Origin of the sequence: Ralstonia sp. PBBBR1 (assembly GCF_002256165.1) — a bacterium.
Classification (GTDB): Bacteria; Pseudomonadota; Gammaproteobacteria; order Burkholderiales; family Burkholderiaceae; genus Ralstonia; species Ralstonia thomasii.
The window spans coordinates 166506-178859 of record NZ_NKIL01000006.1; the positions used below are offsets into that span (position 1 = coordinate 166506).

The following is a 12354-nucleotide window of genomic DNA, read 5'->3' on the forward strand; positions in this document are numbered from 1 at the left end:
TTTCAGGGTGAAAGCCAACGCATTTCTGCCAAGCTAGGCAACGAATGTACCATGCCAAGGAGGCTGCTTTGCGCTCTGTCCGTTTGGTCGTACGAGAGTGGGGATCTCTCGGCCTATCTCCCTCTCGTGGTAAAATTACCGTCAAGTCGTGATGGTTGTTCGACCGCACTTATCACTGGTTTTGCGTTTGATTATCGCAGTAGTCGATTCCACACCTTCGCGATCCTATCCTCGGAAAACACGGTCGCTTTCATGCTGGCTGCGTGCCCAAATCTATCTGCCTCACTACGGTCTGTAATCAGGCGCAGCAGCGCATCAGCAAGAGCGGCCTGATCGTCAACCGCCACCATTACCGCATCCCGCCCATCCTCCAGCAACTCACGCGGCCCTGTCTCGCACGCCGTAGAAACGATCGGCAAACCAAACGCCATCGCTTCGATCAGCACCAAGCCGAATCCTTCGTAACGCGATGACAGGCAAAAGATCGACGCCTGCTCATACGCTTGCGTGACGTCCGGATAGATGCCCGGCAGAGTGACGCTGCTGCGTAGGCCAAGCTGATCGCGCAGCGCTTCCAGCGGCGGGCGTTCCTCGCCTTCCCCAACGATCATCAGCTTCCAATCGGGTGCGTGTTCGTTGACGATGGCCCAAGCATTCAGCAACACGTCGAAGCCTTTGGTATGCACCAGCCGACCGACCGCCAGAACGGTCTTGCTGGTTCGGGGCGCGGGTTGCGCCGGCATGGGAAACGGCAGCGGATTCGGAATGCAGACCACAGAGCTGCGCGGCCGCAAAGCCTCCATCCATCGCTTTCGATCGCGCTCAGTCAGCACAACAATCTGCTCGCAATAACGCGCCGCTAGGCGTCGAGCCCATCGACGTGCGCGCCGGCCGAGGTCTTCGTCGAAGTGGCAGTGCTCCCAGGCAACATGTCGTACCCCGAGGCCCAACGCCGCCGGCAACGCAAACAGCGACAGCATGGTGTCCACCTGTACGAGCACGTCGATGTGATGTCGCTTGAGGTGTCGTCGGATGCCCGCCACCGTTGCCGCGTAGGCTCGCTTGAATGAAGGGCGCTCAGCAAAAAGCGCTTCGTGCTGAATGGATGGATGCAGCGCAAAACAGCTTGCGGTATCCCATAGGCTGAGGATGGTGACTGCGTAGCCCCGTTCAGCGAGCGCGTTGGCGATGGTGGCGGTCATGCGCTCAGCCCCTGCCAGTGCATTGAGCGTTCCGGTCAGGAAGCACACCCGTGGTTTTGCCTGCGTCATGCGCTCACTCCGAGGGGACGCTGCGCGATCGTGCGGTAGCGCATCCAGACGGCTATGCCAAATAGCACGGAAAGTAGATTCGCGACTGCGTAGCCGAGAATGGCGCCATAGGCACCGATGCGCGGAATGGCGAAGGCATCGACGGCCAACGTTGCAACAAGCGCCAGCGCCCATTTGATGGCGACGAGGCGCGGCACTCGCATATGGATGGGTAGCAGCGTGAGCGCAACATCGGCAAACACGAGTGTCGATGCCAAGGCGGTCAGCTGCAGCAACTCGACGGCACGCCCAAAGGCGGCCCCATAGAGCAGGTGAACGATCCAGTGCGCGCTCAGCGCAATCGCCAAACCACCGATCGCGCCCACGGCCACCATGCCGCCCGCGATCCGGAGTACGTTTCGGCGAGCCTGTGCCAGTGCGGACTGGGAGTAAACGTAGACCGGCGCCAACCCTGCAGAAAGAATCGTCGCCAGCATCACGAAGTTGTCGAGGATCTGCATTGACGCGGCATAAGCGCCAAGTTCGCTGAGTGAGACGAACGGCTTGAGCAGCAGCTGGTCAACGCGACGCGAAGCCATCATGCACATGAAGCTGACCCAGAAGAGCAGGCCACTGGTGAACAGTTCGCGCGTGAGCTCTGGGTCGCGGGCGGTGGGTGTACGTGGCGCACGGCTCAGATAGAACGCGGCGAGCAATGCCGCCAGTACGATGGGCTCGGCGGAGAACATCGTGGCGTAAGCCGGCACACTATGTACGCCAAGGGCAAATAGCGTTGCCACGCCGGCCACCTTGATCGTCAGCGACACAACGTTGAACAGCGTGTTGGGGCGTGTGCGCGTGTGCGCTTGCATCCAGGCGGTGACAACACCGAAGGGCTCTCGCAGCAGGATCGCAATGCCCAGGATGAGCGCTGGCAACCAGAAATCCATCGGCTGCTGCGTGATCGCAAGGAACCCACACATCAGCAGATAGCCCAGCATGCCTGCTGCCAATCGCAAGCCGAAGGCATGCATCAACAACCGATGTTGCGCTTGCGGTTCCGGATGAGCGACCAGGCGCGGGATGACGACTTCCGCACCGCAGAGCAGGGCAACCGAGGCCGCCACATAGACCACCGCCTGCGCGTACTGGAAATGCGCGAACCCCTCCGGCCCCAAGCCACGTGCCAGCATGGCAACCACGCCGATGCCGGCGCCGATCTGCAGACCCCGCTCGGCAAGCATCCACATCAGGTTGCTGACAACCTTGTGCATCATTGCGCGACCCTTGCTGAGGCGGCACGGTCCGTGCCGATGAGGCTGGCATAGCGCCCCAGCCATTCCAAGGCGACAGCTTCAAGGCTGAAGCGGCTGGCAATGTGGGCACGTCGCGCGGCTTGCGCGTCAGCATCGCCCAGGCCGCAAGCCAGTGCTCGGTGCATCGCCGCAGCAAGCGCCGTCGGGTCGCCGCGTGGCACGATTTCACCGTATTCCCCCAGCAATTCCGCCACTCCAGCGGCATCGGTTGCTACAACGGGCAGGCCACAAGCCAGCGCCTCGCCGAGTGCGAGCGGCATGCCTTCGATGTCGGAAGACAGCACAAACAGATCGGCTCCATTCAACAGGGCAGGAATATCGCTGCGGGCACCCGTAAGACGAATACGTCCCGTGAGCCGACGGTCGCGGATCTGCTGTTCCAGTGCGCCCCGGAGCGGCCCATCTCCGACGATGAGCAACTGCGTGTCGGAATCCGCCTCGAGCTGGGAAAACGCATCGATCAGCGTCGCCTGGGCTTTCTCTTTGACGAGGCGCCCAACGTTGATCAGGAGGCGAGTACTGTCCTGTAGTCCAAGCGCTTCCCGGGCGCGTTGCCTCAGCGCTGTATCGGGGCGAAATTGAGCTGTATCGATGCCATTGGGTACCACTGTGATGCGCACCGAGGACACCGCCCCAGCTTCGATCATGGCTTGTCGTCCTTGCGGGCTGACGTGCGTATTGAGGTGGCTCCAACGGTCGGTCAGCCGGTAGCCCAGCATGCGCAAGCCGCCACCTTCTCGTGCGCTGTGTGCCGTGCAGATGACGGGGGGCATGTCTCCCGTCGCGGCCAGGACGCGGGCGAGGAGGTTGGCGTGCACCATGTGGGCGTGGATAATGTCCGGTTGCCACTGGCGCACGAAGGCACGCAGTTTCCATAGCGCCCGCACCATCGACTGCGGCGTCTTGTGCATCTCCAAAGGCACGACCGTGACGGCTTCGGGCAACGCCACGTCGCTTCCGGGGGTCAGGCTGACAACTGCTACGGTGTGCTCAAGGGCGACGAACTGCCGTGCTAACGCGGCGACTTGCTGCTCGGCACCGCCAAGCTTCAACCCCGTGGTCAATAACAGGATGCGCATTGGCTGCGGCTGGTGCAGGCGAATGTCGGCCATGCTCACCGTGCCCCGTACCCGGTCAGCATCGTCCGTAGCGTCTTGACGGCAATCAGCAGATCCAAGGCGAACGAGCAGTGCTTGACGTAATAGAGGTCGTAGCTGAGTTTGGTCACGGTTTCTTCGTGCGTGCCCGCGTAGCCTTGCTGGACTTGTGCCCACCCCGACAGGCCTGGCCGAACCAGATGGCGGTATGGGTAGTACGAAATGGTCCGCTCAAAATCCTCCACCATGGGCACCTGTTCAGGGCGCGGGCCGATCAGGCTCATATGCCCCACCAGGACGTTCCACAACTGAGGGATCTCATCTAGCCGATATTTGCGGATGACCCGGCCGACGCGGGTCACACGCGGGTCTCGTCGGGCGGCGAACTGTGCGGGCGCGCTGGCATCGACGCCCATGCTGCGGAATTTCAGCATGGTGAAGGGTTTGCCGAACAGGCCAACGCGCACCTGACGGAACAAGGCCGGCCCTGGAGATTCCAGTCGTATGGCAACGGCAACCGCCAAGCCGATCGGCAGTGCCAAGGGCGACAGGCACAGCACGGCGGCCAGATCGATCAACCTCTTGGTAAAGCCATAGAAATAGTGCGCGGCGTAGTCATCGAGAAAATTCTCGTCGATATGCGTGAGTCCGACCCGGCCGGTCAGCATTTCGCCCACGCGCTCCACCGAATACATGCGTACATGGCTGAGCTTGAACTGCGCCAGGGCTCGCGTGCGCTCTGGATCTGCCGCGGCGTTGCGATCGAGCATCAGGCCATCGCAATGCACGGCGTCGGAGAGCGAGTTGATGGCGCGGAACTGCGTCGGGCTGGCTGGCGAGGCGCCGGGCATGGAGAGAATCTGCTCCAGCTGTTCGAGTGTTGCAGCGTCGGTGTAACCGAATACGGGCACGTAGTTGTGCACGTAGCGCCGATAGCCGAACCAGATCCACGCCAGCGTCGTAAAGTAGGCGAGCAGCATGGCGCCACGCGAATACTCGAGGTGGAAGGCAACCACGACAAACAGCAGCGCAGCGAAGGGCAGGGTCGTTGCGACGCCGACCAGGCTATTGCCCTCAAGGGAAGGCAAATGGAGTGCACGGTGCAATAGCAGGAATGCGCACACATACGGCAGCAAGGACCAGAGCAGCGTGTTGGTGAAGACGTGTGTGACCACTCCGCCGTGTCGCGCCAATTTTGCCAGCGCGATCGTCAGCCCCAGAAAGGCGAGCCCCAACACGGCCCAGGTCAACATGCGGCTTGCACGCCGGATGGTCTCCGAGCCTCGGACGCGCAGCGGTCGCACGGGATGTCCTGCGCTGGTGCCTTTATTCATGGCGTGTGTGTTCCTGGAGGGGGTGCTCGGAAGGGTTGGCGCCTCGGTGTACCAAGACCTCTTGATATACCTGCCAGGTTGCGTCCGCCATGCTGCCCATGCCGAAATGCTGTTCCCAATATTGGCGCGCATCGTTGCCCAAGCGTTCCCTTTCCTTGGGACTGCCCGCCAATTGCAGCAGCATCGCCGCCCATTGTTGTGCGTCACTGCCGGGTACGAGCCGCCCGCAGTTTCCGTCTGCAAGCTGCTCGCGGATGCCGGGTAGATCACTTGCGACGATGGGCAGCCCAGCTCGCATGGCTTCCAGGATGGAGAGCGGAAAGCCTTCGTGGTCCGATGCGAGCACGAACATCTGCGCGGACGCCAGTAAAGAGGGAACGTCCGGAACGGCGCCGAGAAACCGAACCTTTCCGGGAACCACGGCGTCAGCCAGCGCGCACAGGGTCGCCATTTGCGGACCGTCTCCCGCGAGTACCAACTCACAGTCCGACAGGGCTGCGTGGGCGAAGGCGCGGATGACGGTGTCCGCACGTTTAGGGGCAGCCAGGCGTGCAACCATGACGATGCGGCGGACCGCAGCGCCAGGGATGGCGCGTGCAGCGGCGGTTTCTGCGATGCCGTTGCGGATCACATGGACACGTTTGGAGGGAATGGGCAGCGCATATGCCATGGTCCGCTCGGCCTCGGCGACGCAGATCATGCTCGCGGTCAGCGGTGCGAGTAACCATTCGGCCAGCCGCGCGATGTGCCGCTGCCGTGCGGGCGCCGCCGGCTTGAAGGCGAACCCGTGAACGGTGTAGACGACGGGAATGCCGAGGATCCAGCCGGCCAGCCGTCCCAAGGCACCGGCCTTGGCGCTATGCGCGTGAATCAGGTCGGGTTTGGTGGCGCGCAACGCGGCAATCAACTGTTTAAATGTCGATAAGGCGCGCCATGGCGACAGCGCATTGTCTAGCAGCGTCAAGCGTATTGTCTTGGCGCCATTGGCCTGCGCAGCGTCGAACAGTGGGCCATCTCCTCCCGCCAGTACCACCGCATCGACACGCCCATGCAATGCCTTAAGCAAATCAGCCACGTGTGCCTGCGCCCCTCCCACGTCGGAGTTGGTAATCAGATAGGCAACGCGCGGGCGGCGCGGTGGCAAATGGGAAGACACGGTGCAAATGGCGTCCAAGCTGGCAGAAAATGAGGCGGGTTCGCCCACCGACGCCGGCCAGTGCGGGTCAACCCGGCATTATAAGGCGCCAGACACCGTTGGTTCGACTGCCAAGTCAATAGTTGATGTAACCGCGGCATGCGTATCTTGACCGTTTACAATGCTGCTCATCTGACATCCTCACGGACCATTCCATGAGCAGCATCAACCCCACCATCTTCAAAGCCTACGACATCCGCGGCATCGTCGAAAAAACAGTCGATGCGGAAACCGCACGTCTCATCGGCCGCGCTTTCGGCTCCGCAGCACGCGCCAAGGGCGAATCCGCCGTCGTCATCGGCCGTGATGGTCGCCTGTCCGGCCCTAATCTGCTCGCAGCGCTGGCAGACGGCCTGCGCGCGAGCGGCGTCGATGTGATCGACCTGGGCCTTGTAGCCACGCCGATGGTCTACTTCGGCACTAACATCGAATTGGCCGGCCGTCGCGCCACGTCGGGCGTGATGGTCACCGGCAGCCACAACCCACCTGACTACAACGGCTTCAAGATGGTCCTGGCGGGCCAGGCCATCTACGGCGAGCAGATCCAGGCGCTGCGCACGCGCATCGAACAGGGCGACTTCACGGAAGGCGCCGGCGACTACGTCCAGGTGGATATCCGCCAACAGTACATCGACCGTATCGTCTCGGACGTCAAGCTGAGCCGCCCGATGAAGATTGCCGTGGACTGCGGCAACGGCGTGGCAGGCGCTTTTGCGCCGGAGTTATTCCGCGCGATGGGCAGCGAGGTGACGGAGCTGTTCTGCGAGGTGGATGGCCATTTCCCGAACCACCATCCGGACCCGGCCCACGTCGAGAACCTGCAGGACCTCGTGCGCACGCTGCAGACCACGGATTGCGAACTTGGCCTCGCCTTCGATGGCGATGGTGACCGCCTGGGCGTGGTGACCAAGGACGGTCAGGTCATTTTCCCTGACCGTCAGTTGATGTTGTTCGCGCAGGAAGTCCTGTCGCGCAACCCGGGCGGCGAGATCATCTTCGACGTGAAGTGCACAGGCAAGCTGGCGCCGTTCATCCGTGAGCACGGCGGCAAGGCCACGATGTGGAAGACCGGCCATTCGCTGGTCAAGGCGAAGCTGAAGGAAACGGGTGCGCCACTGGCCGGCGAGATGAGCGGCCACATTTTCTTCAAGGACCGTTGGTACGGTTTCGATGACGGTCTGTACACGGGCGCGCGCCTGCTAGAGATCGTCTCGCGTCTGGCCGACCCGAGCGCTACGCTCAACGCGCTGCCGAACTCGCACTGCACGCCAGAGCTGCAGCTGAAGTGTGCCGAGGGTGAATCGTTCGAGCTGCTCGACAAGATCAAGGCCAATGCCACGTTTACCGGCGCGAAGGAAGTCAACCGCATCGATGGCGTGCGCGTGGAATACGAAGATGGCTTCGGCTTGGCGCGTCCGTCCAACACCACGCCGGTGGTGGTGATGCGCTTCGAGGCCGACAACGATGCCGCGATGACGCGTATTCAGGGCGAATTCCGCCGCGTGATCCTGGCCGAGAAGCCGGACGCGCAATTGCCGTTCTGATCGCAAGGTCCGCACTCATGAAGTTGGGGGAAAGGGTGACGGCATGCGTGTGCTGATCGTCAAGGTATCGTCGCTTGGTGATGTGGTGCACTGCACGCCGGTTGTGGCCGATATTCTGCGTGCCTATCCGGATGCCGAGATCGACTGGGTGGTCGAGGAGGGTTTCGCCGGCATCGTCCGTATCGTGCGCGGTGTGCAGGGCGTGATTCCGTTCGCGCTGCGGCGTTGGCGCAAGTCGCTCGGCTCCGGCAGGACTTGGGGCGAGGTGGCGGCGTTCCGTCGCGCGTTGCGATCCAAGTCGTACGACGCGGTGCTCGACACGCAAGGCCTGATCAAAACGGCGCTCGTTGCGGCGCAGGCCAAGCTGGTGCCGGGTGGTTTCGTGGCGGGCTTCGGCAATCGGACGGAAGGCGCCGGCTATGAGCCGCTTGCCAAGCTGTTCTACCAACGCAAGGTCGAAATGGAACCGCACATCCACGTGGTCGAGCGCTCGCGCCGCATGGTGGCGGAAGCGCTCGGTTACGCGCTGCCTGACGCCATCGACTTCGGTTTGCAGCCGCCCGCCGACTTGCCCTTCAATCTGCCACGTCCGTACGTGGCGCTGGTGCATGCGACTTCGCGCGCCGACAAAGGGTGGCCGCTCGAGGCGTGGGTGGATGTGGCACGCGCGCTGCTTGCCCGCGACTACGCCATCGCCCTGCCGTGGGGCAGCGAGACCGAGCGACGCACGAGTGAATCCATCCGCGAGGCTATCGTCGCGGCGGTGCCAGGTACGGTCGGACGCGTGGTGATTCCGCCGCGCATGTCGCTTCCCGATGTGACGGCGTTTCTCGATCAAGCGCCGGCAGTGGTGGGCGTGGACACGGGACTCGTGCACATTGCCGCCGCGCTGTGCAAGCCGACCGTCGCGCTTTACAACTTCACCACGTCGTGGCGTACCGGTGGCTATTGGACGCCCAACGTGCACGACATCGGCAGCGCCGAAGCCCATCCCACCAGCGCGCAGGCGCTCGATGCGCTGCGTGCGCTGGGTGTGCTCTGATGCTGCGCCTTCTGTATCGCTGGTTGTGGCGCATCGCGCTGCCGTTCGCATTGCTGCGCCTGTGGTGGCGCGGCCGCAAGGAGCCCGGTTATCGACAGCATGTCGGCGAGCGGCTTGGCTTCTATCCGCCGCGCCCGAATCCTGACCGTCCGTTGCTGTGGGTGCACGCCGTGTCCGTTGGCGAGACGCGCGCCGCGCAGCCGCTGATTGATGCCCTGTTGGCGCGCTTTCCGCACCACGCTGTCCTGCTGACGCACATGACGCCGACGGGCCGCCGCACGGGCGCTCAATTCGCGGCACAACGCAACCGCCGCGTCATCCAGGCGTATCTTCCGTACGATTTGCCGAGCGCAGTCGATCGGTTTCTGCGGCATTTCCAACCGCGCCTTGGCCTGCTGATGGAGACCGAGATCTGGCCGGTGCTGATCGAGCGCGCCTATACGGCCGGTGTGCCGATGGTGCTCGTCAACGGGCGCCTGTCTGCGCGCAGTCACCGGCGTACCGCGCGCCTGGGTGACGCGGCGCGCCAGACGTACGCGCAGCTCGCCGCCGTGCTGGCCCAGACGCCCGACGACGCCGATCGCTACCGCTCGCTCGGCGTGCCGCGCGTGCGGGTGACCGGCAACCTGAAGTTCGACATCACGCCGCATGTGGACCAGATCATGGCCGGACGTGCGTTGCACGACGCGCTACGTGGTCGATCGGTATGGGTGGCTGCCAGTACGCGCGAGGGCGAAGAAGCGTTGCTGCTTGACGCGTGGCAGGCGCATCGCGCGCAGCATGTCGGGCGCCGGCATGCATTGCTGATTCTTGTGCCGCGTCACCCGCAGCGTTTTCATGAAGTGGCCCAGGCTGCCGAACGCGCGGGCTTGCGTGTCGTGCGTCGCAGTGCGTTGTCGGTGTCTGCAGCAGGCGTGACGGAGTCCGATCCACTTGCCGACGCCGACGTTTTGCTCGGGGACTCGATGGGCGAGATGGCACTGTATTACGCGGCTGGCGAAGTGGCGTTCATCGGCGGCAGCCTGCTTCCGCTCGGGGGGCAGAATTTGATCGAGGCCTGCGCGGTCGGCACACCCGTGGTCATCGGCCCGCATACCTTTAACTTCGCGCAGGCGACTCGCGATGCAGTTGCCGCGGGTGCGTGCGAGCAGGTCGGAGATGCCGCTGCGGCGATACGTGTGATCGACGCGTGGCTGTCCGATGCCGATGCGCGCGAAGCCGCATCACGTGCCGCGCTGGCGTTTGCCGCCACACACGGCGGTGCGACGGCGCGCACGGTGGAGGCGGTGGCATCCCTGGTCTTGCCAACGCTGTAACGCTGTGTACGTCCGGCACGAAACGTGCGAACTCATGGCGAGCCGGGCAGACTAATGACTCTTCGTGTAGTTTGCATTCCGTCACCGTTCACGATCTGTTCATGTCCCAACCGAATCGACCCAAGCCGAGCCTGCTGCAAACGCCGCGCCGCGTGGTGCTGACCGCCGTGGCGCTGGCCGCAGTGACCGCCGCCACCATCATCGGTGCCGGCTGCATGACGCCAACGCCTTCATCGTCGCCCGCTGCGGCCGCCCCCGCTGCCGCGTCAGCGTCCGCCGCTGCAACCAAACAGACTCCTGCCAACGCCGCACCCAATACGGGCCAGGCGTCGCTCGCCCAAGCGCAGGGCGAAGGCCGCTCGCGGTTCGTGCTCGTGCGTTGGCAAGAGTCGGGCGCTGCGCCCAAGGAATTGCCCTCTGCCGAAGGCGACGACGCTGACCCGGCTGCGCAGCCGATTTCCATCGAATTCAGTGGCGGCCTGGAGGCGGCCAACGGCGTGGTGTCCGGCTACTCGGGCTGCAATCGCTTCTCGGGGCCGTATGAGAAGCTCGCCTCGGGCATGCGCTTCGGCAACCTGGTGTCGACGCGCATGGCGTGCGACCCGGCGCGTATGGAGCTGGAGACGGCGTTCCTGGAGGCACTCAAGTCGCCGCTGGCGACCGTCGGCATGCAGCCGTCGGCCAACGGCAAGCAGGGCCGCCAGGTCATCTGGAAAACGACCAGCGGCGCACTGCTGCAGTTTGCCGAGCGGCCCCTGCCGCCGCGCGGCCAGACCCACTGATCAGCGTTTGGCGGACTTGCCGGCAGGTTTCGCCGATTCAGGCTTGGCGCTTGCCGACGGCAACGCGGTGATATCGCTCGAGCCGTTGGCCGTGAGCAGCGTGTTCACCTGGATCACGTCTGCCTCGGTCAGCGAGCCGGCGGCGGACTTCAGCCGCAGCCCGTTGACGATGGTGTCGTAACGCGCGCGGGCCAGATCGCGGCGTGCCTGAAAGAGCTGCGCCTGGGAGTTCAGCACATCGGTGCCGATACGTACGCCTACACCGTAGGCGAGCTGATTGGAGTCGTACGCCGTGCGCGCCGATAGCTCGGCCGCTTCCAGCGCTTTCACCTGCGCAAGTCCGGCAATGACGCCGATATAGGCTTGCCGCGCGCCTTGTTCGGCAGAACGGCGGGCGAACTCAAGATCGTTTGCCGCTTTGGTTTCCAGCGCGATGTTTTCACGCACGCGCGACTGGATCGCACCGCCTGCAAAGATCGGGATCGACACCTGCACGCCAATCTGTGAACTGTCGAAGCGCGCGCCGCCGGGCAGCGACGGCAGGTATTGGTTGCCGCTGGCATTGGTGTGGCCGGTCTGCGCCACGAGGTCGACCGAAGGCAGATGGCCCGCGGTGGCCTTCTTCACATCGCGCTCTGCACTTTGCAGGTTGTATTGCGCCAGTGCCACCTGCAGGTTGCTGCTGCGCGCCTGTTCCACCCAGGGTTCTGCTGAAGCCGGTTCCGGCTGGCGGATCGTGACGCCCGTGCGCACGCCGGCCAGCGTGCCAACGGGCTCCCCGATGATCTGCTTGAGCGCCGATTGCTTGATCTCAAAGTCGCTGCGTGCTGCGATGACGCTGGCGTCGATCGCGTCGCGGCGGGCCTGTGCGTCGTTCGCGTCGGTGATGTTGGCGTTGCCGACGTCGAAGTTGCGGCGAGCCTGTTCGTACTGCTGCTGGATCGCATCGCGCTGCGCGGTGGCGAGCTGCAGCGTGTCCTGCGCGTTGAGCACGTCAAAGTAGGCCCGCGCCGTGCGTGTGATGAGGTCGAGCTGCGCCTGCGCGAGCGAAGCCTCGGCGGCCTGCGCGGCAATCTCGCCTTGCTTGTAGGTTTCCCAGCGGTCCCAGCGGAAGAGCGGCTGCGACAGTGACAGCGTCCAGCCCGTCGAAGAGAACGTCTTGTTGAATTCGGCCGGAGCGGTTTGATCGAAGATGATGCGCGTGGAGCTCCAGGCGCCGCCGATCTGCGGTAGCAAACCAGCGCGGCCTTGCGTGAGCTTCTCGCGTTGCGCCAGCGACTGCGCGCGCGCCGATGCGAATTGCGGATCGTTGGCCAGCGCGGCGCGGTAGGCGGAGAGGAGGTCGGTTGCAGCGGCCGTGTTCGGTTGGGTCTGCGCCCACGCGAACATCGGCATCATCGAACAGCACAGCACAACAAGCGAACCGCGCGCGGCCATCCGCGTGCGGCTACTGCGAGCAACAGTCATAAAGCCCCCGA

Annotated in this window: 10 protein-coding genes; 4 read left to right on the top strand and 6 right to left on the bottom strand. The window is 63.9% G+C overall.

Annotation, left to right across the window (positions count from 1 at the left end; genetic code table 11):
* Positions 1 to 191: 191 nt before the first annotated feature.
* The 5 genes from CFE42_RS11910 to CFE42_RS11930 all read right to left on the bottom strand — a co-directional run bounded on the left by CFE42_RS11910 (position 192) and on the right by CFE42_RS11930 (position 6201).
* Positions 192 to 1271, bottom strand: coding sequence for a glycosyltransferase family 4 protein (locus tag CFE42_RS11910; protein ID WP_004629591.1), 1080 nt, complete (start codon positions 1269 to 1271; stop codon positions 192 to 194).
* Positions 1268 to 2527: an oligosaccharide flippase family protein gene (locus tag CFE42_RS11915; protein ID WP_004629589.1), complete on the bottom strand. Its 1260-nt coding sequence runs from the start codon at positions 2525 to 2527 to the stop codon at positions 1268 to 1270. The genes CFE42_RS11910 and CFE42_RS11915 overlap by 4 nt, the downstream gene beginning before the upstream one ends.
* Complete coding sequence (locus CFE42_RS11920; RefSeq protein WP_004629587.1) at positions 2524 to 3678, bottom strand: glycosyltransferase; 1155 nt, start codon at positions 3676 to 3678, stop codon at positions 2524 to 2526. The genes CFE42_RS11915 and CFE42_RS11920 overlap by 4 nt, the downstream gene beginning before the upstream one ends.
* Before the next feature lie 2 nt (positions 3679 to 3680).
* Positions 3681 to 4916, bottom strand: coding sequence for a sugar transferase (locus CFE42_RS11925; protein ID WP_238563739.1), 1236 nt, complete (start codon positions 4914 to 4916; stop codon positions 3681 to 3683).
* A 73-nt stretch (positions 4917 to 4989) separates the two neighbouring features.
* The gene (locus CFE42_RS11930; RefSeq protein WP_004629584.1) at positions 4990 to 6201 is read right to left on the bottom strand and encodes a glycosyltransferase family 4 protein; all 1212 of its coding nucleotides are present in this window, start codon (positions 6199 to 6201) and stop codon (positions 4990 to 4992) included.
* Positions 6202 to 6347: 146 nt separating this feature from the next.
* On the opposite strand from CFE42_RS11930, the gene CFE42_RS11935 reads away from it, so the two are divergent.
* The 4 genes from CFE42_RS11935 (at position 6348) to CFE42_RS11950 (ending at position 10876) form a co-directional block, all read left to right on the top strand.
* Complete coding sequence (locus CFE42_RS11935) at positions 6348 to 7736, top strand: phosphomannomutase/phosphoglucomutase (RefSeq protein WP_004629581.1); 1389 nt, start codon at positions 6348 to 6350, stop codon at positions 7734 to 7736.
* Between the two features lie 43 nt (positions 7737 to 7779).
* The gene (waaC, locus tag CFE42_RS11940; protein ID WP_004629580.1) at positions 7780 to 8778 is read left to right on the top strand and encodes a lipopolysaccharide heptosyltransferase I; all 999 of its coding nucleotides are present in this window, start codon (positions 7780 to 7782) and stop codon (positions 8776 to 8778) included.
* Positions 8778 to 10094, top strand: a complete 1317-nt coding sequence (gene waaA, locus CFE42_RS11945) for a lipid IV(A) 3-deoxy-D-manno-octulosonic acid transferase (protein ID WP_004629579.1) — start codon at positions 8778 to 8780, stop codon at positions 10092 to 10094. The genes waaC and waaA overlap by 1 nt, the downstream gene beginning before the upstream one ends.
* Positions 10095 to 10195: 101 nt before the next feature.
* Positions 10196 to 10876: an META domain-containing protein gene (locus CFE42_RS11950; protein WP_004629578.1), complete on the top strand. Its 681-nt coding sequence runs from the start codon at positions 10196 to 10198 to the stop codon at positions 10874 to 10876.
* On the opposite strand, the gene CFE42_RS11955 is transcribed toward CFE42_RS11950, so the two are convergent.
* The gene (locus tag CFE42_RS11955; RefSeq protein WP_004629577.1) at positions 10877 to 12313 is read right to left on the bottom strand and encodes a TolC family outer membrane protein; all 1437 of its coding nucleotides are present in this window, start codon (positions 12311 to 12313) and stop codon (positions 10877 to 10879) included.
* Between the last annotated feature and the right edge of the window lie 41 nt (positions 12314 to 12354).

What these genes read in the sequence shown, in the direction of transcription:
- waaA (WP_004629579.1), top strand. Translation starts at nt 8,778, where the DNA reads ATGCTGCGCCTTCTGTATCGCTGGTTGTGGCGCATCGCGCTGCCGTTC.
- CFE42_RS11955 (WP_004629577.1), bottom strand. Translation starts at nt 12,313, where the DNA reads ATGGCCGCGCGCGGTTCGCTTGTTGTGCTGTGCTGTTCGATGATGCCG.
- CFE42_RS11910 (WP_004629591.1), bottom strand. Translation starts at nt 1,271, where the DNA reads ATGACGCAGGCAAAACCACGGGTGTGCTTCCTGACCGGAACGCTCAAT.
- CFE42_RS11920 (WP_004629587.1), bottom strand. Translation starts at nt 3,678, where the DNA reads ATGGCCGACATTCGCCTGCACCAGCCGCAGCCAATGCGCATCCTGTTA.
- CFE42_RS11935 (WP_004629581.1), top strand. Translation starts at nt 6,348, where the DNA reads ATGAGCAGCATCAACCCCACCATCTTCAAAGCCTACGACATCCGCGGC.
- CFE42_RS11950 (WP_004629578.1), top strand. Translation starts at nt 10,196, where the DNA reads ATGTCCCAACCGAATCGACCCAAGCCGAGCCTGCTGCAAACGCCGCGC.
- CFE42_RS11915 (WP_004629589.1), bottom strand. Translation starts at nt 2,527, where the DNA reads ATGATGCACAAGGTTGTCAGCAACCTGATGTGGATGCTTGCCGAGCGG.
- CFE42_RS11925 (WP_238563739.1), bottom strand. Translation starts at nt 4,916, where the DNA reads ATGTTGACCTGGGCCGTGTTGGGGCTCGCCTTTCTGGGGCTGACGATC.
- waaC (WP_004629580.1), top strand. Translation starts at nt 7,780, where the DNA reads ATGCGTGTGCTGATCGTCAAGGTATCGTCGCTTGGTGATGTGGTGCAC.